The sequence below is a fragment of the Achromobacter sp. E1 genome (assembly GCF_037039475.1).
Classification (GTDB): Bacteria; Pseudomonadota; Gammaproteobacteria; order Burkholderiales; family Burkholderiaceae_B; genus Achromobacter; species Achromobacter mucicolens.
Map to the genome: position 1 here is coordinate 177,984 of NZ_CP146253.1, position 23,720 is coordinate 201,703.

A 23,720-nucleotide genomic window follows, 5' to 3' on the forward strand; every position below is an offset into this window, starting at 1 on the left:
CGGCGGGCGGGAGTCAGACGTTGCGGGAGGCCGCTCTTGCAAAGGCGTCCAGCAGCGGCTGCAGACGGTCGCCGCGGGTTTTCAGGGCGGCCTGGTTGACGATCAGGCGCGACGAGATCGGCATGACGTCTTCCACGGCGACCAGGTCGTTGGCGCGCAGCGTGCCGCCGGTGGACACGAGGTCGACGATGCAATCGGCCAGGCCGACGAGCGGCGCCAGTTCCATCGAACCATACAGCTTGATGATGTCCACGTACACACCCTTGGCCGCGAAGTGTTCACGGGCTGACTGTACGTACTTGGTGGCCACGCGCAGGCGCGCGCCCTGGTGGACCGCGGCGTCGTAGTCAAAGCCGTTGCGCACGGCCACGGCCAGGCGGCACTTGGCGATGTTCAGGTCGATGGGCTGGTACAGGCCGCCGGGCTGTTCCTTGGCGTGCTCGATCAGCACGTCCTTGCCCGCGATGCCCAGGTCGGCCGCGCCGTACTGCACGTAGGTGGGCACATCCGAGGCGCGCACGATGATCAGGCGCAGGCCGGGATCGCTGGTGGGCAGGATGAGCTTGCGCGAGCTTTCGGGGTTCTCAGGGACTTCGATGCCGGCTTCCGCCAGCAACGGCATGGTCTCTTCGAAGATGCGGCCCTTGGACAGCGCCAGGGTCAGGGGGGTGACGGAGGCATTGCTCATTGAGCCTGTTCCTTGCCGGTAACTCGTTGGATATCCGCGCCCAGGGCGCGCAGTTTCACTTCCATCTGATCGTAGCCGCGATCCAGGTGGTAGATGCGGTCGACCAGCGTATCGCCATCGGCGGCCAGGCCGGCGATCACCAGGCTGGCGGAGGCGCGCAGGTCGGTCGCCATGACCGTTGCGCCCGACAGGCGCGGCACGCCGCGCACGACAGCGGTGTGGCCGTCGATGTCGATCTGGGCGCCCATGCGGCGCAGTTCCTGCACGTGCATGTAGCGGTTCTCGAAGATGGTCTCGACGATGACCGACGTGCCGTCGGCCACGGTGTTCAGCGCCATCAGCTGGGCCTGCATGTCGGTGGCAAAGCCCGGGTACTCGTGCGTGCGGAAACCCACGGCCTTGGGGCGCTTGTCCATCGCGCCGCGGATCCAGCCGGGACCGGTTTCGATGGTCAGGCCCGCTTCGGTCAACTTGTCCAGCGTGGCGCCCAGGATGTCGGCATCCGCGTTCTTGAGCAGGATGTCGCCGCCGGCCGCGCCCACCGCGCACAGGAAGGTGCCGGCCTCGATGCGGTCGGAGATGACGCGGTGTTCGGCGCCGTGCAGGCGCTCGACGCCGTCGATCACGATGCGGTCGGTGCCGTGGCCCTGGATGCGGGCGCCCATCTTGATGAGCAGTTCCGCCAGGTCCACCACTTCGGGCTCGCGCGCGGCGTTTTCCAGCACGGTGCGGCCCTCGGCCAGCACGGCGGCCATCAGCAGGTTTTCCGTGCCGGTGACCGTGACCATGTCGGTGCGGATGGAGGCGCCCTTCAGGCGCTTGGCGCGCGCCACCACGAAGCCGTGCTCGATGCTGATTTCAGCACCCAGCGCGGCAAGGCCCTTGATGTGCTGATCAACCGGCCGCTGGCCGATGGTGCAGCCGCCGGGCAGGCTGACGCGGGCCTCGCCGAACCGCGCGACCAGCGGGCCCAGCACCAGGATCGAGGCGCGCATCGTCTTGACCAGGTCGTACGGCGCTTCCAGGCTGTCGACGTTGCCGGCCTGCAGCGTGACGATGCCGTCGTCGGCGCGTTCGGCGCGCACGCCCATGCGGGCCAGCAGGCGCAGCATGGTGCCGGTGTCGTTCAGGCGCGGCACATTGGACAGAACCAGCGTGTCGGCGGTCAGCAGGCCCGCGCACAGGATCGGCAGGGCCGAGTTCTTGGCGCCGGAAATCGAGATCTCGCCATGCAGCCGCGCGCCGCCGGTAATGCGAAGCTTGTCCATCATTCGCCTGCTTTCTGGTATTCGGCGGGGGTCAGGGTGCGCATCGACAGGGCGTGGATCTCGGCTTTCATGCGGTCGCCCAGCGCGGCGTAGACGAGCTGGTGGCGCTGGATCAGGCGCTTGCCTTCGAAGGCCGTGCTGACGATGACGGCGTCGAAATGCGACCCGTCGCCCTGCACGTCGAGATGTTCACAGGGCAGGCCGTCAGCGATGTATTGGCGGACTTGCGCGGGAGTGGGAAGCATGGACGTCAGTTCCTGAGTTTGTAGCCGCTGGCCAGAAGCCGCAGCGCGTAAGCGGAGAGCGCAAGGAACACCGCCGTCACCACCGCCAGGCTGTGCCACGGCGAGACGTCCGACACCGAGAAGAATCCGTAGCGGAATCCGTCGATGGTGTAGAAGATGGGGTTCCAGTGCGAGACGCTTTGCCAGAACGGCGGCAGCGTATGGATGGAATAGAACACGCCGGACAGGAAGGTGGCCGGCATGATCAGGAAGTTCTGGAAGGCCGCGAGCTGGTCGAATTTTTCGGACCACAGGCCCGCGACCAGTCCCAGCGTGCCCATGATGCCGCACGCCATCACTGCAAAGACCAGCACCCACAGCGGATGCGCGGGCGCCAGCGGCACGAAGAACAGCGCCACGGCCCACACGCACAGGCCGACCGCCAGACCCCGCGCGATCGCGGCCAGTACATAGGCGCCGAAGATGTCCCGGTGCGACAGCGGCGGCAGCAGCATGAACACCAGGTTGCCGGTGATGCGGCTCTGGATGAGCGACGAGGACGGATTGGCGAACGCGTTCTGCAGCATGCTCATCATCATGAGCCCGGGGATCAGGAACGACGTGTAGGGCACCGTGCCGTACACCGTGACGCGCCCCTCCAGCACATGCGCGAAGACCAGCAGGTACAGCAGCGCGGTGATGACCGGCGCGGCAATGGTCTGAAAACTGACCTTCCAGAAGCGCAGCAATTCCTTGCGCAGCAGGGTCGGAAAGCCGGAGCCGGCGTCCAGGCGGGGCTGCACCAGCGGCTGGCCGGCAGGCGTGGCGGGCTGGGTCATGATGAGATCTCTTCGGGTTGCAGGGCGCGCGCGCCGGGCTCGTCGTCCTGGTGCATGATGCGCACGAAAGCGTCTTCCAGGTCCACGCCGCCCACGCGGGCAAGCAGCGCCTGCGTGGTGTCCAGCGCCACGACACGCCCGCCCTTGAGCATGGCGATGCGGTTACAGAGCGCCTCGGCCTCTTCGAGGTAGTGCGTGGTGAGCATGATGGTGTGGCCGGCCTTGTTCAGCCGCGAAATGAACTCCCACAGCGTGCGGCGCAGGTCCACGTCCACGCCCGCGGTCGGCTCGTCCAGCACGATGACGGGCGGGCGGTGCACCAGCGCCTGCGCCACCAGCACCCGGCGCTTCATGCCGCCGGACAGCGCGCGCATGTTGGAATTGGCCTTGTCGGCCAGGCCCAGGTTGAACAGGATCTCGTCGATCCAGTCGTCGTTCTTGCGCAGGCCGAAGTACCCGGACTGGATGCGCAGCGTCTCGCGCACGGTAAAGAACGGGTCATAGACCAATTCCTGCGGCACGACGCCCAGCGCCCGCCGCGCCGACTTGTAGTCGGCCACGACGTCGTAACCACAGACCGTGGCACGGCCCGCGGTGGCGCGCGCGAGGCCCGCCAGGATGGAGATGAGCGTGGTCTTGCCCGCGCCGTTGGGACCGAGCAGGCCGAAGAACTCACCGTGCTCGATGTTCAGGCTGACGTTGTCCAGCGCCTGAAAGCCGGGCCGGGGCGCGCGCCCGAGCAGTTTCTGCCAGCCGCGCTGGCGCGGCGAGTAGATCTTGGAGACGTTTTCTAGGCTGACGGCAGACATGACGGGGGGAGATGGCCCGGAAAGAGCGAATTGACCATTATATAAGCGCGGTGCGGCAGGAGCCCTGATGGCCCCGGTGGCAAAGGGGACGCCCCGCTTGTTGCGTCCCCAAAAACAATCGGCCCGGCGGACCCCCGAGGGGACGCGCCGGGCCGAGCTGAGCCTGAACGGGTCTTTACTTGTTGCGCTGGTTCAGCGCCTGGATCAGGCCGTCGATGCCGTTCTGGTTGATCTGCTGGGCGAACTGGTTGCGGTAGTTCTCGATCAGCCAGATGCCTTCGACGTTCATGTCGTAGATCTTCCAGCCCTGCGGGGTCTTTTCCAGGCGGTAGTCCACGCCCACCGGCTGGCTGTTGGACTGGCTGATCAGCGTGCGCACGACCACGTCGTCGGCCTTGGGATCGCCGCGGAACGGCAGGCCGGTGATGGTGGTGCTGGACGTGACGCGGGTCAGCGCGCCGCTGTACGTGCGGATCAGCGTGCCGCGAAAAGCCTCGGCCAGCGCCGTTTTCTGCTGGTCGGAGGCCTGGCGCCAGTAGCGGCCGGCGGCCAGGCGCGTCGTCTTCTGGAAGTTGACGTACGGCAGGATGTGCTGGTCGACGACCTGGTTGATGCGGGCGGTGTTGCCGGCCCGGACCGCGCCGTCAGCCTTCAGGACATCCAGGGCCTCGTTGGCGGCAGCCAGCACGAATTGTTCGGGCGGGCCGTTGGGATCCGGCTTGGCTTGTGCGGCTGACGCGGCCGTGGCGGCGGACAGGCCGAGCAGGCCCGCGAACATCAGCCGCTGCAACAGGGAGGGAACGGAAAATCGCATCAAATCTCCTTCAGTACCGAAAGCGCAATCCGACAGCTTACTTGTTCGCGGGTTGCGGTGCAGGCACGGGGGCCGGCGCGGGGGCGGCGGGGGCGTCGTCGCCGTCGTCTTCGTAGTTGGGCAGCGAGCCTTCGTCATCCACGCGATGGCCCAGGACCATGGCGGCGCGGCGTTGCAGGAAGGCGTCGCGCACGAAGCTGTACGGGTCCAGCGCCACGCGGTCGATGGTGTCGGTGGTGTCGAGCAGGTTGGCGCGCGTGTCGACGATGCGCAGACCCCACAGCGAATTGCGCAGGCGGACGTTGTCGATCGAGTCCACGCCCATGTAGCCGTAGGTGGTGCCGTACAGGTCGCCGACCAGGCCGACGCCATCACGCACGCTGGAGGCGCCGAAGAACGGCAGCACCAGGTACGGACCCTGGCTGAAGCCCCAGACGCCGAGCGTCGTGCCGAAATCGTTGGGGATCTTGCGCGCGCCATTGGCCGAGGCGACGTCGAAGCAGCCGCCCACGCCCATGGTCGTGTTGAACAGGAAGCGGCCCAGCGTGTTCACGAAGTCGTGGCCGCGGCCCTGCAGGAAGCTGTTGGTGCCGGACCACAGGTCGCCGACGTTGCTGAAGATGTTGTGGATGCAGCTGCGCACGGGCTGCGGCGTCACGAACGTGTAGGCCTGCGCGACCGGCTTGAACACCGCGCGGTCGACCGTGTCGTTGAACTGGTAGACGCCACGGTTGAAGCCTTCCCAGGGGTCGCGCGGATCCGGATTCTTGGGTGCGGCGCAGCCGGCCATCAGCGCGCCCGCCGCTGCGACGGTGGCAATTCGGGAAATAGCTTTCTTATTCATGATCCGGGTATCCCTATCAACATTCTTTTGTTATCGCGACCGCGAGACGCAGCGTAGTAACGGCTTGTTTGTGCCGGGCCTTTAATCCTGCGCCTTGGGAGCGCCTTCCGGCGCGGCGGTCGTGCCCTGCTTTTCCGCCGACCCGTACAGGAATTGGCTGATCAGCTGCTCCAGGACCACGGCGCTTTGTGTATAGCGGATTTTTCCGCCGTCGGTAAAGTTATCTTCCTCGCTTCCGGCGGTCAGGCCCAGGTATTGCTCGCCCAGGAGGCCCGAGGTCAGGATGGCGGCCGACGAGTCCTTGGGGAACTGGTATGCCGTTTCCAGATCGACCGAAACGATGGCCTGGAAGGTCTTGTCGTCGAAGGAAATGTTCGTGACCCGGCCCACCACCACGCCGGCGCTCTTGACCGGCGCGCGCACCTTGAGGCCGCCTACGTTATCGAAGTTGGCGGTCACGGTATAGGTCGGGGCAAAGGAAAAGGTGCTCAAGTTGCCGGCGCGCAACGCCAGGAATCCAAGCGCGATCGCGCCGAGCAATACAAACAGGCCTACCCAGAAGTCGGTTTTTTCGCGTGACATGATCGATCCGTATCAATTTCCAAACATCAAGGCGGTGAGCAGGAAGTCCAGTCCCAGCACCGCCAGCGAGCCCACGACCACGGTGCGCGTGGTGGCGCGGGCAACGCCTTCGGGGGTGGGCTTGGCCTGCCAGCCTTCGTAGAGGGCCACCAGCGTCACCGTGACGCCGAAGACGACGCTCTTGATGACGCCGTTGGCGACGTCTTTCCAGACATCGACGCCGTTCTGCATCTGCGACCAGAAGGCGCCGGCATCCACGCCGATGAGCAGCACGCCCACGACCCAGCCGCCCAGGATGCCCACCATGGAGAACACCGCGGCCAGGATGGGCATGGCGATGATGCCGCCCCACAGGCGCGGCACGAGCACCCGGCGTATCGGGTCCACGGCCATGACTTCCATGGCCGACAGTTGTTCGCCCGCTTTCATCAGGCCGATCTCAGCCGTGAGCGAGGTGCCGGCGCGGCCCGCAAAAAGCAGCGCGGTGACCACCGGCCCCAGCTCGCGCACCAGCGACAGGGCCACCAGCAGGCCCAGGGCCTCCTCGGAGCCGTAGCGGTTCAGCGTGTAGTAGCCCTGCAGGCCCAGCACGAAGCCCACGAACATGCCGGAGACGGCAATGATCAGGAGCGAATAATTGCCGATGAAGTGGACCTGCTGCGACACCAGGCGCGGGCGGGACAGCGCGATGCCGCTGCGCGCCAGCATGGCGCCGAAGAACCGGGTGAAATAGCCGATGCCGGCGACGTGGGAACGCACCCATTGGCCCAGCACGGCGATGGCGTTGTTGGATCCGCTCATGCTTTGCGCCCTTTCTGTTGCGACAGCCACTTCTGGAAGGCGGGAGTTTCGGGATATTGGAATGCGACCGGGCCGTCCGGCTGGCCTTTCAGGAATTGCTGGACATAGGGGTCCGGCGAGGCCGCGAGCATCTGCGGCGTGCCGGCGGCGGCGAGCTGGCCGCGGCCCACCAGGTAGACCTGGTCTGCAATGGCAAAGGATTCCTGCACGTCGTGGGTGATCAGCACCGAGGCGCAACCCAGACGGTCGGCAAGGCTGCGGATCAGGCGGGCGGTGATGCCCAGCGAGATCGGGTCCAGCCCCGCGAAAGGTTCGTCGTACAGGATCAGTTCGGGTTCCAGGACCACGGCGCGGGCCAGCGCCACGCGCCGGGCCATGCCGCCGGAGATTTCCGAGACCTTCAGGTGGGCGGCGGCGCGCAGGCCCACGGCATCCAGCTTGTCGAGCACGCGGTCGGTGAGTTCGGCCTCGGGAAGGCGCGTGTGCTCGCGCAGGGGAAAGGCCACGTTCTCGAACACGTTCAGGTCGGTGAACAGCGCGCCCTGCTGGAACAGCACGCCCATGCGCTTGCGCAGGGCTTGCACTTCCGAGCGGGAGGCGGCGCCGATATCCTGACCGAACGCCAGCACGCGGCCCTGCTGGGCGGTGATCTGGCCGGTGGCCGCGCGCAGCAGCGTGGTCTTGCCGGAGCCCGACCCTCCCATGACTGCCACCACCTGGCCCGCCCGGACGTCCATGGAAATATCGCGCAAGACGGTGAAATCACCGTAGCCAAGCGCCACACCTTCCAGGCGCAGGGCGAATTCCAGGGTGCTGCTGGTTTGAGCGGGCATGGGCAACGAAAGGGAGTTTCGGCGGCGGAGCTTGCCGTGCTGTCCTGCCGGCAAGCGGGCCGGAGAACCTGGCCGGCGCGGGCAAGACAGGCTGCGTCGGGAAGCGCCCTGTTACTCAGATGCCGGGGACGAGCTCAAGCGTCGGCTCCCGGCGGCGAGGCGCCATTGTAGCCCGACGCTGTGCAATCACAATCGGACCGGCCGCACGTGGAACAGTGTTTTCAATTCCACGGACAATCCGGCGGGCGGCTTGTTGCCATCTTGCTGGGCGTCACGGGTGTCTGACACCCCCGAAACGCCAGCCCCGCGCACACGCCTCCGACCCGGGTGTCAGACACCCTTTTTTAACGGCCCCGCCTTGTTCCTTCAGCGCCGTGCACGTGCCGCCGCGGTTTCCCGGGCCAGACGCTGGATCAAATCCGCCGTCGATTCCCGCCGCGCCAGCGGCGCACCCTGGCCGGCCCACAGGGACAGGACGTTGATGTTGCCGCTCTTGCCGCCCGCCGTGCGCATCGGGCGCGTCAGCGCGTTCTGCAGCGGATACGGCAGGATGTCGCCGCCGATGGCGTCCGCGTCCCGCATGAAGGCGTTGGCGATGCCGCGCGCGGGGCGGCCGGAAAAGGCGCGGGTGACCCGGGACTGTTCAGCGCGGGAGGCGGGCAGGACGGCCTTGTAGGCCTCGCTGATGCCGGATTCGTCCGTCGTGAGAAAGGCCGTCCCCATTTGAACCAGGTCGGCGCCCAGCGCAAGGGCGGCCGCGATGCCGCGCCCGTCCATGATGCCGCCCGACGCAATGACCGGCACCGAGACGGCGTCGGCCACCTGAGGCACCAGGGCCATCGTGCCGATCAGGGACGCCTCGAAGGCATCCAGGAAGGTGCCGCGGTGGCCGCCCGCCTCGGCGCCTTGCGCCACGATGGCGTCCACGCCGTCCTGCTCCAGCGTCTGGGCCTCGCGCACGGTGGTGGCGGTCCCCACGGTCAGGATGCCCAGCTCGCGGCAGCGCGCCACGGCCTCGGCCGGCAGGCGGCCGAAGGTGAAGCTCAGAACGGCGGGTCGGATCCGGAGGATGGCCTCGAGCTGGCCCGCCAGCGGGTCGGTCTGCGGACCGGGCGCCTCGGGGGCGGGCAGGCCCAGTTGCTCGTGGTAGCGGGCCATCAGGGCCAGCATCGCATCCGCATTGCCCGTCATGGGTTGCTGCGGCACGGACGCGAACAGATTGATGGCGAACGGGCGGTCCGTGCGCGCATGGATCGCCGCGGCCGCCGCTTCGATCTGTTCCGGCGTCATGTAAGCCGCCCCAAGCGATCCCAGGGCGCCCGCCTTCGATGCCTCGGCCACCAGTTCCACCGTGGTCGCGCCGCCCGCCATGGGCGCCTGGATGATGGGATGGTCCAGCTTGAGCAGTTCAATCAGAGGGGAAGCCATGGGAAAACTCCTGGGAGGTTATTGAAGCTGGATGTTTCCAGCCTTGATGACGTGCGCCCACTTTTCGCTTTCGCTCTTGATGAACGCGGCGAATTCCTCGGGCGTGCCGCCGCCGGCCTGGCTGCCGGTGTCGGCGATGGCCTTTTGCACATCCGGTTCCTTCAGGATGCGGTTGAACTCGGCGTTCAGCTTGGCGATGATCGGCGCGGGCGTGCCGGCCGGCGCGACGATGCCCTGCCAGTTGTAAGACTCGAAACCCGGCAGGCCCGATTCGGCCATGGTGGGCACGTCGGGCAGCACGGCCAGGCGCTTGGCGGACGTGACGGCGATCGGGTGGATCTTGTTGCCCTGGATGGCGGGCAGCGCGGAGTAGCCCATTTCGAACATCATCGAGATGTGGCCGCCCATCAGGTCGGTCGCGGCCAGGCTGCCGCCCTTGTAGGGCACGTGGATGATGTCGATCTTGGCCTGCTCGCGGAACATCTCGCCCGACAGGTGGTGCGCGCCACCCACGCCGGACGAACCGAAGGTCAGCTTGCCCGGCTGCTTCTTGGCCAGCGCGATCAGATCGGCCAGCGTCTTGACCGGCAGTTCGTTGTTCACGCTCAGGACCAGGGGGCTGTTCTCGATCAGGATGATCGGCGCCAGGTCCTTTTGCGGGTTGTAGGGCATTTCCTTCATCAGGGACGGGTTGACCGCCATCGGGGCCAGGTTGCCCGTGCCGATCGTGTAGCCGTCCGGCGCCGCCTTGGCGATGAGGTTGGTGCCAACCACGCCACCGGCGCCCGCCTTGTTCTCGACCACGACAGGCTGGCCCAGCGACTCGCCCAGCTTGCGCGCCAGGAGGCGCACGCGCGTGTCGGCAAACCCGCCGGGGGCATAGGGGACGATCATGGTCACCGGCTTGGCGGGCCATTCGGCGGTCTGGGCCTGGGCGGCGCCTCCAAAGGCGGCGGTGGCGGCCAGGGCGGCAATCAGGGGGCGTAATGCTTTCATGCTGGGGACTCCTCTTTTCCTGCTTTTTAATTGCTGTGTGATTGGCCCGAGGGGCCGATGGCATTATGCCCAGCGCCATTGCCCTCTGTCGTGACTTTTCCCAGCTTCCAGGCCGACAGCGCCAGCAGCGCCGCGCTGGCAGCCAACACCTGCGGCAAGGCGGCGCCCCAGCGCGCCGCCCACGAGGCCAGCAAGGGCCCCAGGATCTGCCCGGCAGCGAACGCCGCCGTCATGATGGCCGCCGCCCTGGGCGCCGCCGCGCCCGACAGGCGGCGCGCGGTCAGCATGCCCGCCTGCGTGATCACCATGAAGGTGCCGCCCACCAGCAGCGCCGCCAGAACCACGGCGGCAATGTGGTGCCACAGCGCCACGGCCAGCATGCCGGCCGCCATCAGCGCCTGCGCGCCGCGCCACACCTGCCGGTCGTCACGGCTTCGCGCCAGCCGGGGTACCAGCAGGCACGACAGCGCCGCAGCCATCCCAAAAATTGGCCACGCCCACCCGAAGATCGCCGGATTGGGAAAGATCTCCTTGGCCATGGCGGGCAGGAAGGTCGCGGGAATGATGTAACCCACCCCGAAAACGCCGTAGTGCACAGACAGCGCGGCAATGCCCTGCGGCAGTCGCGCCGGTGGCACGTTGGCGCCCGTCTGGCGGACCGGGGGCGATTGCCGGCTCAGGCCAGCCCACGCCGCCGCGGACAGCGCCAGCGCCAGGGCGCCCAGCGCGGACCAGGTCAGGTTGGCGCCCGCGCCCCAGCCCATCAAGGCCAGGCACGCCAGTCCCGTGAGCGCGATGCCCGCGCCCACGCCAGCGTACGTCACCGCGGACGCCGAGGCCTCGCGCGCGTCGCCGGCGGGAACCGGCCGCCACGCCACCACGCAGATGAAGGCGCTGGCGCTGGCATAGCCCGCGGCCAGCCGCAGCGCCGACCAGCCGGCCACGTTGTTCACAAGCGGCATGGCAAGCGTCAGGGCGGCCACCGCGGCCAGGCTGGCCGCCAGCGTGGCGCGCAGCCGGCGTACGGGCCAGACAATCGCCGCCAGCGCGCCCAGCAGGTAGCCCGCGTAATTGGCCGACGCCATCCAGCCGCCCTGCGCGAGCGACAGACCAGACCCCTGCGCCATCAACGGCCACACCGGCGTGAAGGCAAAGCGTCCGATGCCCATGGCGGCCGCCAGCGCAAGGGCCGCGGGCCACGCCAGACGGGTGGCGCTGGCCGAGGGGTCGAGGGAAGGGTAAGCAGGCGTTGACATGGCCCCACTCTACGGCTGTACTAATATCTTGAATAGTGAATTATTAAGAACGTGAGTTCCCAAAATGAGAAATTTGGATCTCGACGCGCTGCAAATTTTCAAGACGGTTGCCGACCAGGGCGGCGTGGCGCGCGCCGCCGCGCACCTGAACCGTGTCCAGTCCAACGTCTCGACGCGCCTGAAGCAGTTGGAGACGTCGCTGGGAACGCCGCTCTTTCGGCGGCAGAACCGCCGCCTGGTGCTGTCGGATCAGGGCCGGGTGCTGCTGTCTTATGCGGACCGGCTGCTGCGCCTGTCCGACGAGGCGCAATCGGCCGTCCGGGAAGGCGCGCTGCAAGGCGTGTTGCGCATCGGCACCATGGAAAGCACGGCGGCCGCCCGCCTGCCGCCCATCCTGGCGGCCTACCACGAAGCCTGGCCCAAGGTGCGCATCGAACTGGTCACCGGCACGTCGGGCGCGCTGGCCGCAAAGGTGCGCAATTACGAGATCGAGGCTGCGTTCGTGGCGCAGCCCTTTCCTGCGGAAGGCCTGGCGGCGATGGATGCGTTCAAGGAAGAATTGGCGCTGATCTCACCGCTGGCCTGGGCGCCCATCCGCAGCGCGAAAGATCTGGTCAACCGCAGCGTCATCGCGTTTGCGGCGGGCTGCTCGTACCGGCGGATCCTGGAGTCGTGGTTGAACCAGGAAGGCATTGCGCCGGACAAGGTGATGGAGTTTGCGTCGTATCACGCCATCGTGGCGTGTGTGGCCGCGGGGACCGGCGTGGCGATCGTGCCGCGGTCGGTGCTGGCGGTGCTGGGCGCGGAGCATTCGGTGCGCGTGGGGGCGCTGTCTGGTTCCCACGGGCAGGCGCTGACCCAGCTTGTCTGGCGTGCCGATGACGACACGCCGGCGTTGCAGGCCCTGCGGAGCCGGCTGCAGGCGCCGCAGGATTGACCGATGCGCGCGAGGCCGCGCGCATCATCAGGGGCCGCGATCAGAAGCGGTAACCGACGCCCAGCGTGGCCACCCACGGATCGATCCGGGCGGTGCCGACGCGTTCGCCGTCCAGCGTCACCTTGGACTTGATGTCGATGTAGCGGATGTCCGCGTTCATGAACCAGCGGTCGTTGATCTTGATGTCCGCGCCCAATTGCGCGGCCACGCCCCAGGAATCGCCCAGCTTCAGGTTCGAGCCCTTCAGCGCGCCTTCGCCCTTGGTGTCGAAGAAGTGCGTGTAGTTGATGCCCACGCCGATGTACGGCTGGATCATGCTGTCGGGCAGGATGTGCCATTGCAGGCTGAGGGTGGGGGGCAGCTGCTTGGTGGAGCCGATCTTGCCCAGGTTGCTGCCGTTGACGTCATGCTGGAAGGGCCAGGCGCCCAGCAGTTCGATGCCGATGTTGCGGGTGGCCATGTAGGCCAGGGTGAAGCTGGGGCGCACGTTGTTGCTCACATCCAGCTTGACGCTGCCGTCGAGCACCGAGCCATTGTTTTGCGAGGGGCGGACTTGCGTCACGCCCACGCGGAACAGCACATCGCCCGCTTCGTGGGCATGGGCGGGGGCGGCAAATGCGCCGGCAGCAATCAAACCGGCAATGGCGGTGGCGCGGATACGCCCGTTCAGCGAAAACATTTTCTTCTCCGATCTTTCCGTGTGGGGTGAGCCGACAGGTTCTCAGACCGCCCCGTCCCCCAACTTGACGTGTGTCAAATCGTGAAAAGACCGTTTTTAGAAAGTGGTTATGCCGCAACAGGAATGTGTGATTTCGCCGCCCAAAACAAACGCCGCCGGCGCGCAAGGCGTCCGGCGGCGTTGATAGGTCGTGTTGCGATCAACGCGGCAGATCGCTGCTTCCCATGAGGTAGGCGTCGACCGAACGCGCGCATTGGCGGCCTTCGCGGATGGCCCAGACGACGAGCGACTGTCCGCGGCGCATGTCGCCGGCGGTGAAGACCTTTTCGACGCTGGTGCGGTAGTCGTCGGTGTTGGCGCGCACATTGCCGCGGCCGTCGCGATCCACGCCGAACGCGTCCAGCACGTTCTGCACCGGCGACACGAAGCCCATGGCCAGCAGCACCAGGTCGGCCTTGATCTCGAATTCCGAGCCTTCGACCTCGCGCATCTTCATCTGGCCGGTGGCGTCGTCCTTGAACCATTCGACGCGCGCGCCGACCAGTTTTTCGACCTTGCCGTTGGCGCCCTTGAGCAGCTTGGTGGTCACCGACCAGTCGCGCTCGCAGCCTTCCTCGTGCGAGGACGATGTGCGCATCTTCAGCGGCCAGTACGGCCACGTCATGGCCTTGTTCTCGGACTCGGGCGGCTGGGGCATCAGTTCGAACTGCGTGACCGACGCCGCGCCGTGGCGGTTGCTGGTGCCGACGCAGTCGGAACCCGTGTCGCCGCCGCCGATCACCACCACATGCTTGCCCTTGGCCAGCGTCTGGTTGGTGAGGCGGTCGCCCGCCACGGCCTTGTTCTGCTGGCGCAGGAAATCCATGGCGAAGTACACGCCTTCCAGCTCACGGCCAGGCACCGGCAGGTCGCGCGGCGTCTCGGAGCCGCCGCTCATCACCACGGCATCGAATTCGGCCATCAGCGATTGCGGCGTGCGCACGGTCAGGCCATCGGCCACCGGATCCTTCGGGTTGCCGACGTAGGTCGACGGCGCGAATTCCACGCCCTCGGCTTCCATCTGCGAGATGCGGCGGTCGATCTGGTGCTTTTCCAGCTTGAAGTCGGGGATGCCGTAGCGCAGCAGGCCGCCAATGCGGTCGCTCTTTTCGAACAGCGTCACCGAGTGGCCCGCGCGCGCCAGTTGCTGCGCGCACGCCATGCCGGCAGGGCCCGAGCCCACGACGGCGACCTTCTTGCCCGTCTTGCGCGCCGGCACTTGCGGCGCCACCCAGCCTTCGGCCCAGCCCTTGTCGATGATCGCGTGCTCGATGGACTTGATGCCCACCGCGTCGCTGTTGATGTTCAAGGTACAGGCGGCTTCGCAGGGCGCCGGGCAGATGCGGCCCGTGAACTCCGGGAAGTTGTTGGTGGAGTGCAGGACGTCCAGCGCGCGGCGCCAGTCCTGCTTGTACACCAGGTCATTCCAGTCCGGGATGATGTTGTTGACCGGGCAGCCGTTGTTGCAGAACGGGATGCCGCAGTCCATGCAGCGCGCCGCCTGCTGCTTGGCCTGGTCGTCGGTCAGGTGCAGCACGAATTCGCGCCAGTTCTTCAGCCGCTTCTGCGGGGCCTCGGAGGCCTCCTGCAGGCGCTGGTATTCCATAAAGCCAGTGATCTTTCCCATGGTATCCCTCACGCAGCCATTTGTTGCGGGTTGGCTGCACGCCACATTTCACCCAATGCGCGGCGGTAGTCCGTCGGCATGATCTTCACGAATTTGCCGCGCGAGGCTTCCCAGTCGCCCAGGATCTCGCGAGCACGGTAGCTGCCGGTGTAGCGGAAGTGGTCTTCCACCAGGCGGCGCAGGATGGTCTCGTCCGTCTCGCGTTCGCCGCCGCGCTGCGCGCTGTGCCAGATGTCGATGTTGTTCAGCGACTGCTGCTCGGCGTGCGGCACGACCGATTCCAGCTCCACCATCGACAGGTTCACGCGGTGCTTGAGCGTGCGGTCCGGATCCCAGACGTACGCCACGCCGCCGGACATGCCCGCCGCGAAGTTGCGGCCGGTGGAACCCAGCACCACGACGGTGCCGCCAGTCATGTATTCGCAGCCGTGGTCGCCGGTGCCTTCCACCACGGTGGCAGCGCCGGAGTTGCGCACGGCAAAGCGTTCGCCCGCCACGCCGTTGAAGAACGCTTCACCGGCCAGCGCGCCGTACAGCACGGTATTGCCAGCGATGATGTGGTCGGGACCGAAGCCGCGGAAGTCGTTGGGCGAGCGCACGATGATGCGGCCGCCGGACAAACCCTTGCCCACGTAGTCGTTGCCTTCGCCCACCAGGTCCATCGTGATGCCGTGCGCCAGGAACGCGCCGAAGCTCTGGCCGGCGGTGCCGTTGCACTGGATGTGGATGGTGTCGTCGGGCAGGCCCTCATGGCCGTAGCGCGAGGCCACGGCGCCCGACAGCATGGCGCCGATCGTGCGGTTGCGGTTGCGCACCGGCACGATGAACGAGACCTTCTCACCCCGCTCCAGCGCCGGCTTGCTGCGCTCGATCAGCAGGTGATCCAGCGCGCCCGCCAGGCCGTGATCCTGCTCTTCGGTCTGGTGCACTTCGGCGTCGGACTGGGTCTGGTGGAACACGCGGGTGAAGTCCAGCCCTTGCGCCTTCCAGTGCTCAACGCCCGAACGCATGTCCAGCAGATCGGCGCGGCCGATCAGGTCGTCGAACTTGCGGATGCCCAGCTGGGCCATGATTTCACGCACTTCCTCGGCGATGAAGAAGAAGAAGTTCACGACGTGCTCGGGCTTGCCCTGGAACTTCTTGCGCAGCGCCGGATCCTGCGTGGCCACGCCCACCGGGCAGGTGTTCAGGTGGCACTTGCGCATCATGATGCAGCCTTCGACGACCAGCGGCGCGGTCGCGAAGCCGAATTCGTCGGCGCCCAGCAGCGCGCCGATGACGACGTCGCGGCCGGTCTTCATCTGGCCGTCGGCCTGCACGCGGATACGGCTGCGCAGGCGGTTCAGCACCAGCGTCTGCTGCGTTTCGGCCAGGCCCAGTTCCCAGGGCGTGCCCACGTGCTTGATGGACGACACCGGCGAGGCGCCCGTGCCGCCGTCATGGCCGGCGATCACGACGTGGTCGGCCTTGGCCTTGGCCACGCCCGCGGCCACCGTGCCCACGCCGACTTCGGACACCAGCTTGACCGAGATCGAGGACTTGGAATTGACGTTCTTCAGGTCGTGGATCAGCTGCGCCAGATCTTCGATCGAGTAGATGTCATGGTGCGGAGGGGGCGAGATGAGACCCACGCCCGGCACCGAATAACGCAGCTTGGCGATGTACTCCGACACCTTGTGGCCAGGCAGCTGGCCGCCTTCGCCGGGCTTGGCGCCTTGCGCCATCTTGATCTGGATCTGGTCGGCGGACGACAGGTACTCGGCGGTCACGCCGAAACGGCCCGAGGCCACCTGCTTGATCTTCGAACGCAGCGAGTCGCCCTTCTTCAGTTCGACGTCGGCTTCGATGCGGTCCGTGCCCAGCACCGAGGCCAGCGTGTCGCCGTCCTTGATGGTGCTCTTGCCTTCACGCATTTCGGCGCGATAGCGCAGTTCGTCCTCGCCGCCTTCGCCGGTGTTGGACTTGCCGCCGATGCGGTTCATGGCCACGGCCAGCACCGAGTGCGCTTCGGTCGAAATCGACCCCAGCGACATGGCGCCGGTGGCAAAGCGCTTGACGATTTCCTTGGCCGGCTCGACGTCGTCCAGCGGAATGGCGCGCGACGGGTCAAAGCGGAACTCGAACAGGCCGCGCAGCGTCATGTGACGGCGGCTCTGGTCGTTGATGATCTGCGCGTACTCCTTGTACGTGCGGTAGTTGTTGGCGCGCGAGGCGTGCTGCAACTTGGCGATCGAATCCGGCGTCCACATGTGCTCTTCGCCGCGGACGCGATAGGCGTATTCGCCGCCGGCGTCCAGGTCGTTGGCAAGCACGGGGTCGGCGCTGAAGGCGGCGCGGTGCTGGCGCAGCGCTTCCTCGGCAACCTGGAAGATGCCGATGCCTTCGATGTTGGAGGCGGTGCCGGTGAAGTACTTGTTCACCAGGGCGCTTTGCAGGCCGACGGCTTCGAAGATCTGCGCGCCGGTGTAGGACATGTACGTGGAAATGCCCATCTTGGACATGACCTTGTTCAGGCCCTTGCCCAGCGCCTTGATGTAGTTCTTCACGGCCTTTTCGGGGTCATTCATCTTGCCCAGCGATTCGAGCGCCAGGTAGGGGTGAATGGCTTCGGCGCCGTAGCCGCCCAGCAGCGCGAAGTGGTGCACTTCGCGGGCCGAGCCGGTCTCGACGACCAGACCCGTGTTGGTACGCAGGCCGGCGCGGATCAGGTGCTGGTGCACGGCCGAGGTAGCCAGCAGCGCGGGGATGGCCACGCGCTCGCTGTCGACCAGGCGGTCCGACACGATCAGGATGTTGTAGCCGCTGCGCACCGCATCGACGGCGCGCGCGCACAGGGCTGCCACGCGGGCTTCGATGCCTTCAGGGCCCCACGCGGCGGGATAGGTGATGTCCAGTTCGAAGCTGCGGAATTTCTTGCCCGTGACCTGGTCGATGTCGCGAATCTGTGCCATCGCGGCAAAGTCCAGCACCGGTTGCGACACTTCCAGGCGCAGCGGCGGATTGACGTTGTTGATGTCCAGCAGGTTCGGTTTCGGACCGATGAAGGACACCAGCGACATCACCAGCTGTTCGCGGATGGGGTCGATCGGCGGGTTCGTGACTTGCGCAAACAACTGGCGGAAGTAGTTGTAGAACGGCTTGGCGCGGTCCGACAGCACGGCCAGCGGGGCATCGTTGCCCATCGAGCCGATGACTTCCTCGCCGGTCGAGGCCATGGGTTCCAGGATGAACTTATAGTCTTCCTGGGTCCAGCCAAAGGCCTGCTGGCGGTCCAGCAGCGACACGGCCGATTGCGTGGCCACGGCCACCTGGCGCGGCGCGGGCAGCGATTCCAGCTTGATCTGCAGGCGTTCGATCCACTGGCGGTACGGACGGCTGTTGGCCAGCTGCAGCTTGATCTCGGCGTCGTCGATGATGCGGCCCTGTTCCAGGTCGATCAGGAACATCTTGCCCGGCTGCAGGCGCCACTTCTTGACGATGCGGTTTTCGGGGATCGACAGCGTGCCGGCTTCCGAGGCCAGGATGACCATGTCGTCATCGGTGACCAGATAGCGGGCGGGACGCAGGCCGTTGCGGTCCAGCGTGGCGCCGATCTGGCGGCCATCGGTGAACGCGACCGCTGCCGGGCCGTCCCACGGTTCCATCATGGCGGCGTGGTATTCGTAGAAAGCGCGGCGGCTTTCGTCCATCTGCGTGTGCTGTTCCCAGGCTTCCGGGATCATCATCATCATGGCGTGAGCCAGCGAATAACCCGAATTGACCAGCAGTTCCAGGCAGTTGTCGAACGTCGCGGTGTCCGACTGGCCTTCGTAGACGATGGGGTAAAGCTTCTTCAGGTCGTCGCCCAGCACGGCCGACTGCATCATGCCTTCGCGGGCGCGCAGCCAGTTGAAGTTGCCCTTGACCGTGTTGATTTCGCCGTTGTGGGCAATCATGCGGTACGGGTGGGCCAGCGGCCAGGCGGGGAAGGTGTTGGTCGAGAAACGCTGGTGAACCAACGCCAGCGCGGATACCGTGCGGGTGTCGGCCAGGTCGCGGTAGTAGCGGCCAACCTGATCGGCCAGCAGCAGGCCCTTGTACACCACGGTGCGCACCGAGGCCGAGGGCACGAAGTACTCCTTGCCGTGCGCCAGGTGCATGTTCTGGATGGCGTGGCTGGCGGTCTTGCGGATCACGTACAGCTTGCGTTCCAGCGCGTCGGGCACCATCACGTCGGCGCCGCGGCCGATGAAGAGCTGGCGGATCACGGGTTCGCAGTCACGCACGGTGGGCGACATGGGCATGTCGACGTCCACCGGCACGTCGCGCCAACCCAGCACGACCTGGCCCTCGGCGCGGACCGAGCGCTCCAGTTCCTGTTCGCAGGCCAGGCGCGAAGCCGTTTCCTTGGGCAGGAACACCATCGCCACACCGTACTCGCCGGGCGGGGGCAGGATGATGCCTTGCTGGCTGAGCTCGTCGCGGTACAGCGTGTCGGGGATCTGAATAAGGATGCCCGCGCCGTCGCCCATGAGCTTGTCGGCCCCGACCGCGCCGCGGTGATCCAGATTTTCCAGGATCTTCAGACCCTGCTGGATGATCGCGTGGCTTTTCTTGCCCTTGATATGGGCCACGAAGCCGACGCCGCAGGCGTCATGTTCGTTCTTCGGGTTGTACAGGCCCTGGGCCGAAGGCAGACCGATGCGGCTGGCATCGATGGAGATCGCCTTGGAGGTGGGACAGGATTCGGTCGGGGTAATTTGGGGCATGGCGCGCTCCGCAGTGGGCCTGCGTCGTAATGTTGCAGTGCAGGAGACGGACAATACCCCCGACATGAGTAGGGTGCAATAAGAACAAACGGGGTATGACCCTATTTAAATAGGCGCTCCATCATAGTGCATTAATATAGGGACACAACAACGGCCGCGCCATTATTGGGCTTGCCAGAGGGGGCCCTTCCTGAGGAATGACAGAGACGAGGGAAACGGGCCAAATTGCGCGAATGCGTCCCTGTTTAAAAGGAAGATTTTCCTGGTCCGGGTCGACGTGAGGTGTGGCGAAACTGCACTGATCCCGCCCGCCACGCGCAGCCCTGCGGACGCGATGCTGCGGCACGCGCTCATGCCGCGGGGGAAGCCGTCAGGTTCCAGCGCAGGACGCCCAGGCAAACAAAACCCGCCGTGCAGGCGGGTCGAAGGATCAGGAATTGGTGGCCGGCGGTGTGGATGTCGACGGCGCCGGCGGGCTGGATTCGTTGTCCGCGGCTGCGGCCGCAGGCTTCTTGCGGGGCCGGCCCCGCTGGCCGGGCGCCACGCGCCGGCTCGCGGTGTGAGCCAGGCTGGCGATGAAGCTCGGGCCGCCCAACGCCCATTGACCGGAAACGGCTTGGTCGATGCGCTGGGTTTCCTCGCGCGACAGGCCATCCTGAAGCCGCTTGCGATAGTTGGCCTGACGGTCGAACGGCGTGTTGCCGCAGGCCCAGTAATCGGCGTGATCGGATTGCCATTGCGCGGGGGCGGCGCTGGTGTTGCCGGTATGGCTGGACGCGGACGACCACGGCCACGAGTCGGGATCCTGCGAGGCCCCGCTGCGAACCGGATACGTCTCCAGCCAGACCAGCGAAGGCAGCACCCACGCGCCGGGTTCCAGCAAGGCAGATCGGTAACGGCCCGCGAACACCCGGCCGCCGCGCAGCCGCGCCGCCAGATTGCGGCCGAGCGTCTGCATCAAGCGGGGCAGGCCTTCTTCGTCGGCGGGCGTGGCCAGGAGCAGGATGCGGTCATTGGCCAGCAGCCAGCCGTGCACCGACACCCGGTGCCGCTGGGCCGATTCGCCCAGCCAGGTGGCGAGCTGATTCAGGATGTCGGCGGGCGCAGGTTGCGATGGCGCCGCCAACGGCTGAATAAAGTTGGCCTGCACCAGTTGGGGCAGCCCAGGGGCGTACAGACGGGGCAGTCGGGCCATAGTGTCAGGGCTTGCGTATCAGGAAGAACGGGTTGTCTTCACTCACGGTATATAAATAGTGCCACGGTGGGCGCTGGTCAAGTCCCGTGACCACAATCTGAGCGCGGAATCGTGTTTTTTTGTGGCGGGCGCTCATTGAGGGGCAGGTTAACATTCGGCGACGGAACGTCGCACCGTGGATTCCCCTAACGCCGACGATTTTTCCGATCTCCAACCTCTTTTCCGGAGCAAGCCATGGCCGCGTCCCTCGAACTCATCTCGCAGCATCGGTGCTTCGGCGGCACGCAGCGCTATTACCGCCACGCCTCCACGGAGATCGGGCTGCCCATGCGGTTTTCCGTCTACGTGCCGCCGCAGGCCGAGCAGGGTCCGGTGCCGGTGCTGTTCTACCTGGCGGGTCTGACCTGCACCGAAGAGACCTTCATGATCAAGGCGGGCGCGCAGCGGCTGGCGGCCGAATTGGGCGTCATGCTGGTTGCGCCCGACACCAGCCCGCGCGGCGCAGGCGTGTCCGGCGAAGACGAAAGTTGGGACCTGGGCACCGGCGCCGGCTTTTATGTAGATGCCACCACGCCCGCGTGGCGCGACCACTACCGCATGTACAGCTATGTCACCCAGGAGCTGCACGGCATCGTCACCGGCGGCGCTCTGCGGGGCGACGCGTCGCGCACCGGCATCTTCGGCCACTCCATGGGCGGTCACGGCGCGCTGGTGCTGGCGCTGCGCAACCCCGGCAAGTTCCGTTCGGTCTCGGCATTTGCGCCGATCGCCGCGCCCAGTCAGTGCCCGTGGGGCAAGAAGGCGTTCGGCGCCTATCTGGGCGCCGACGAAGCGGACTGGACGGCCTATGACGCCTCCGCGCTGATGCGCGGCCTGCAGCAACCTTTCCCCGGCGGCATCCTCATCGACCAAGGCGACGCGGACCAATTCCTGGCCGAGCAGTTGTATCCCGAGGTGTTCGAGGCGGCATGCGCGGCCGCAGGTCAGCCGCTGACCCTGCGCCGCCAGCCCGGCTACGACCACGGCTACTACTTCATCTCGACGTTCATCGAGGATCACATCCGGTTTCACGTCGAGCGGCTTGGAAAACCGGGCGCCTGACGCCCGCTTCTATACTGGCGGACCTGCCGCGGCGGGTGGCGGCTTCCTGCGCCCGCCGCGCTGCAGCCTGCGGCGGCTTGAATAGGAACGTCTGATTTGATCAACGGAATCGCTCCCTTCGCCTGGATCCTGCTGGGCGCCGTCATCGTCCTCTTGCCGGGCTTGGTCATGTTGCTGGGCCGCGGTGGGCCGCGAGACGAACGCGGTCGCCGCATGTTCCAGTTCCGGCCGGTGCGCCGCACGTGCGGCCTGCTGCTGGTGTGCCTGGGATGCGTGACCGGTCTGCTGGCCCTGTCGCTGGTGCAGTTCGTGCGCCTGACCACCGACGAGCCGGTGGCCAGCATCGACGTTCGCCAACAGGCCGAGGGCCAGTTCCAGGTCAATGCCAGCGCGCCCGCCATCGGCTCAAAGCAATATGTTCTATATGGCGACCAGTGGCAGATCGACGCCCGGGTCGTGCGCTGGCGATTGCCCGCGCTGATGGCCGGCGTGCCGCCGCTGTACCGGCTTGAGCGCCTGTCCGGGCGCTATAGCGATGCCGCCCGCGAGGCCACCGCCACGCGTTCGGTGCACTCGCTGGACGATTGGCCGGCACCCGACCTCGGGTCCCTGAAGAAAAGTTTTCCGAACTGGTTCCCCTTTGTCGATGTCCAATTTGGCAGCGGCGCGTACATGCCGCTGTTTGACGGGGCCCGCTACCAGGTCTTCATGGATCCGCGTGGCGCGCTTTTCATCCGTCCGGACGGTCAGGCCACCGCCGAAGGGCTGAAGCGCCTGGGCTGGTAAAGCCATTACACTGGGCGGCCCGAATAAATAGGGACGCGCCATCAGAACGAAACTTTGACGCGTCGCAACAGTCGAATTAGCACTCCTATTACTTGAGTGCTAACATCGAATTCATGTCGTTATCTCTTCGCCATCCGGAGACCCCCGCTATGAAACAACCCAGTACCTCGTTGACCGCTTCCGGCAACGCTCTGGCGTTGGCCATTGCCAATCCGGGCGCTCTCGGCACGATCGACGCCTATATCTCTGCGGTCAACCGCCTGCCGGTGCTGTCCGCGGATCGCGAAACGGAACTCGGCCGCCGCCTGCGTGACCAGGAAGATCTGGGCGCCGCTCGCGAGCTGATTCTGTCGCACCTGCGCCTTGTGGTGTCCGTGGCCCGGCAATACCTGGGTTATGGCCTGCCCCACGCCGACCTCATCCAGGAAGGCAACGTCGGCCTGATGAAGGCCGTCAAGCGTTTTGACCCCGAGCGCGGCGTTCGCCTGGTGTCCTTCGCCGTTCACTGGATCAAGGCCGAAATCCACGAATACATCATCCGCAACTGGCGGTTGGTCAAGGTGGCCACGACCAAGGCGCAGCGCAAGCTGTTCTTCAACCTGCGCAGCATGCGTCCGGACGGCCAGACCCTGGATCCGGAACAGGTCGATCACATTGCTCGCGAGCTGAACGTTCGCCACGAAGACGTGAGCGAAATGGAAGTCCGGATGTCCGGCCGCGACATGTCGCTGGAAAACCAGGACGACGACGACGACAGCTACGCGCCGATCGCCTACCTGTCCGACGAAGGCCGCCAAGAGCCCACCCGCGTGCTGGAGCGCGCGGCGCGCGATCAGCTGCAAAGCGCCGGCCTGACCGGTGCGCTCGATGCGCTGGATCCGCGCTCGCGCCGCATCGTCGAAGCCCGCTGGCTGCAGGACGACGGCGGCGCCACGCTGCACGAGCTCGCGCAAGAGTTCGGCGTGTCTGCCGAACGCATCCGCCAGATCGAAGCGGCGGCGCTGAAGAAGATGCGCGGCAACCTCGCCTCGTGAGGTTGCCAGCCCCCGTCGCCGCGCCCGTCGCTGCACCCAGGTCAAAGGCCGCAAGTTGCGGCCTTTTTCTTTGGCCGCGCGCGGTGGGTGGCCAATAAATTGATACAAATTCGGGGTTAAATTTTCTGGGTTCGCAGAAACTTAATGGGGAAGGCGCCGCCTAACTTCATGTAGACCGCGAACTTCGGTTAG

21 protein-coding genes are annotated in these 23,720 nt (G+C 66.4%); 4 read left to right on the plus strand and 17 right to left on the minus strand.

What is annotated here, in order from left to right; translation table 11 throughout:
• Positions 1 to 13: 13 nt before the first annotated feature.
• From hisG to V6V88_RS00930, 13 genes are all read right to left on the minus strand, one after another.
• Complete coding sequence (gene hisG, locus V6V88_RS00870) at positions 14 to 688, minus strand: ATP phosphoribosyltransferase (protein ID WP_056320385.1); 675 nt, start codon at positions 686 to 688, stop codon at positions 14 to 16.
• On the minus strand, positions 685 to 1,956 hold the full coding sequence (gene murA, locus V6V88_RS00875) for a UDP-N-acetylglucosamine 1-carboxyvinyltransferase (RefSeq protein WP_056320441.1): 1,272 nt from the start codon (positions 1,954 to 1,956) through the stop codon (positions 685 to 687). The genes hisG and murA overlap by 4 nt, the downstream gene beginning before the upstream one ends.
• On the minus strand, positions 1,956 to 2,201 hold the full coding sequence (locus V6V88_RS00880) for a BolA family protein (RefSeq protein WP_056320382.1): 246 nt from the start codon (positions 2,199 to 2,201) through the stop codon (positions 1,956 to 1,958). The genes murA and V6V88_RS00880 overlap by 1 nt, the downstream gene beginning before the upstream one ends.
• 5 nt (positions 2,202 to 2,206) lie before the next feature.
• Positions 2,207 to 3,019, minus strand: coding sequence for an ABC transporter permease (locus tag V6V88_RS00885; RefSeq protein WP_056320380.1), 813 nt, complete (start codon positions 3,017 to 3,019; stop codon positions 2,207 to 2,209).
• Positions 3,016 to 3,828 carry an ABC transporter ATP-binding protein gene (locus V6V88_RS00890; protein ID WP_223573864.1) on the minus strand — a complete coding sequence of 271 codons (813 nt, stop codon included), beginning with the start codon at positions 3,826 to 3,828 and terminating at the stop codon, positions 3,016 to 3,018. Before V6V88_RS00890 ends, V6V88_RS00885 begins: the two co-directional genes overlap by 4 nt.
• A 175-nt stretch (positions 3,829 to 4,003) precedes the next feature.
• The gene (locus V6V88_RS00895) at positions 4,004 to 4,642 is read right to left on the minus strand and encodes an ABC transporter substrate-binding protein (protein ID WP_056320376.1); all 639 of its coding nucleotides are present in this window, start codon (positions 4,640 to 4,642) and stop codon (positions 4,004 to 4,006) included.
• A gap of 37 nt (positions 4,643 to 4,679) precedes the next feature.
• Positions 4,680 to 5,486, minus strand: coding sequence for a VacJ family lipoprotein (locus tag V6V88_RS00900; protein WP_056320374.1), 807 nt, complete (start codon positions 5,484 to 5,486; stop codon positions 4,680 to 4,682).
• Positions 5,487 to 5,567: 81 nt separating this feature from the next.
• The gene (gene mlaD, locus V6V88_RS00905) at positions 5,568 to 6,068 is read right to left on the minus strand and encodes an outer membrane lipid asymmetry maintenance protein MlaD (protein WP_056320371.1); all 501 of its coding nucleotides are present in this window, start codon (positions 6,066 to 6,068) and stop codon (positions 5,568 to 5,570) included.
• Between the two features lie 12 nt (positions 6,069 to 6,080).
• Positions 6,081 to 6,869, minus strand: coding sequence for a lipid asymmetry maintenance ABC transporter permease subunit MlaE (mlaE, locus tag V6V88_RS00910; RefSeq protein ID WP_056320369.1), 789 nt, complete (start codon positions 6,867 to 6,869; stop codon positions 6,081 to 6,083).
• On the minus strand, positions 6,866 to 7,702 hold the full coding sequence (locus V6V88_RS00915) for an ABC transporter ATP-binding protein (protein ID WP_338617292.1): 837 nt from the start codon (positions 7,700 to 7,702) through the stop codon (positions 6,866 to 6,868). Before V6V88_RS00915 ends, mlaE begins: the two co-directional genes overlap by 4 nt.
• A 366-nt stretch (positions 7,703 to 8,068) precedes the next feature.
• Positions 8,069 to 9,130 (minus strand): nitronate monooxygenase, encoded by a 1,062-nt coding sequence (locus V6V88_RS00920; protein WP_338617293.1) that lies wholly within the window; start codon positions 9,128 to 9,130, stop codon positions 8,069 to 8,071.
• Between the two features lie 18 nt (positions 9,131 to 9,148).
• Entirely contained in the window at positions 9,149 to 10,126 is a 978-nt protein-coding gene (locus tag V6V88_RS00925; protein WP_062840186.1) for a tripartite tricarboxylate transporter substrate binding protein, read from the minus strand.
• 26 nt (positions 10,127 to 10,152) lie between these two features.
• Entirely contained in the window at positions 10,153 to 11,382 is a 1,230-nt protein-coding gene (locus V6V88_RS00930; protein ID WP_338617295.1) for a YbfB/YjiJ family MFS transporter, read from the minus strand.
• 64 nt (positions 11,383 to 11,446) lie between these two features.
• Here V6V88_RS00930 and V6V88_RS00935 point away from each other — a divergent pair, with 64 nt between their 5' ends.
• A complete protein-coding gene (locus V6V88_RS00935; RefSeq protein ID WP_338617297.1) occupies positions 11,447 to 12,319 on the plus strand; it encodes a LysR family transcriptional regulator in 873 nt (290 codons plus the stop codon).
• A gap of 40 nt (positions 12,320 to 12,359) precedes the next feature.
• On the opposite strand, the gene V6V88_RS00940 is transcribed toward V6V88_RS00935, so the two are convergent.
• The 4 genes from V6V88_RS00940 to V6V88_RS00955 all read right to left on the minus strand — a co-directional run bounded on the left by V6V88_RS00940 (position 12,360) and on the right by V6V88_RS00955 (position 20,607).
• A complete protein-coding gene (locus V6V88_RS00940; RefSeq protein WP_056320354.1) occupies positions 12,360 to 12,998 on the minus strand; it encodes an OmpW family outer membrane protein in 639 nt (212 codons plus the stop codon).
• A gap of 199 nt (positions 12,999 to 13,197) precedes the next feature.
• Positions 13,198 to 14,664, minus strand: a complete 1,467-nt coding sequence (locus tag V6V88_RS00945; RefSeq protein ID WP_056320351.1) for a glutamate synthase subunit beta — start codon at positions 14,662 to 14,664, stop codon at positions 13,198 to 13,200.
• An 8-nt stretch (positions 14,665 to 14,672) separates the two neighbouring features.
• Complete coding sequence (locus V6V88_RS00950) at positions 14,673 to 19,412, minus strand: glutamate synthase-related protein (RefSeq protein WP_280004015.1); 4,740 nt, start codon at positions 19,410 to 19,412, stop codon at positions 14,673 to 14,675.
• A 430-nt stretch (positions 19,413 to 19,842) separates the two neighbouring features.
• Positions 19,843 to 20,607, minus strand: coding sequence for a hypothetical protein (locus V6V88_RS00955; protein ID WP_062840191.1), 765 nt, complete (start codon positions 20,605 to 20,607; stop codon positions 19,843 to 19,845).
• Between the two features lie 234 nt (positions 20,608 to 20,841).
• On the opposite strand from V6V88_RS00955, the gene fghA reads away from it, so the two are divergent.
• The 3 genes from fghA to rpoH all read left to right on the plus strand — a co-directional run bounded on the left by fghA (position 20,842) and on the right by rpoH (position 23,528).
• Complete coding sequence (gene fghA, locus V6V88_RS00960) at positions 20,842 to 21,708, plus strand: S-formylglutathione hydrolase (RefSeq protein WP_280004014.1); 867 nt, start codon at positions 20,842 to 20,844, stop codon at positions 21,706 to 21,708.
• Positions 21,709 to 21,804: 96 nt separating this feature from the next.
• A complete protein-coding gene (locus V6V88_RS00965) occupies positions 21,805 to 22,494 on the plus strand; it encodes a hypothetical protein (protein WP_062840193.1) in 690 nt (229 codons plus the stop codon).
• A gap of 113 nt (positions 22,495 to 22,607) precedes the next feature.
• Entirely contained in the window at positions 22,608 to 23,528 is a 921-nt protein-coding gene (gene rpoH / locus V6V88_RS00970; RefSeq protein WP_175156369.1) for an RNA polymerase sigma factor RpoH, read from the plus strand.
• Positions 23,529 to 23,720 lie beyond the last annotated feature (192 nt).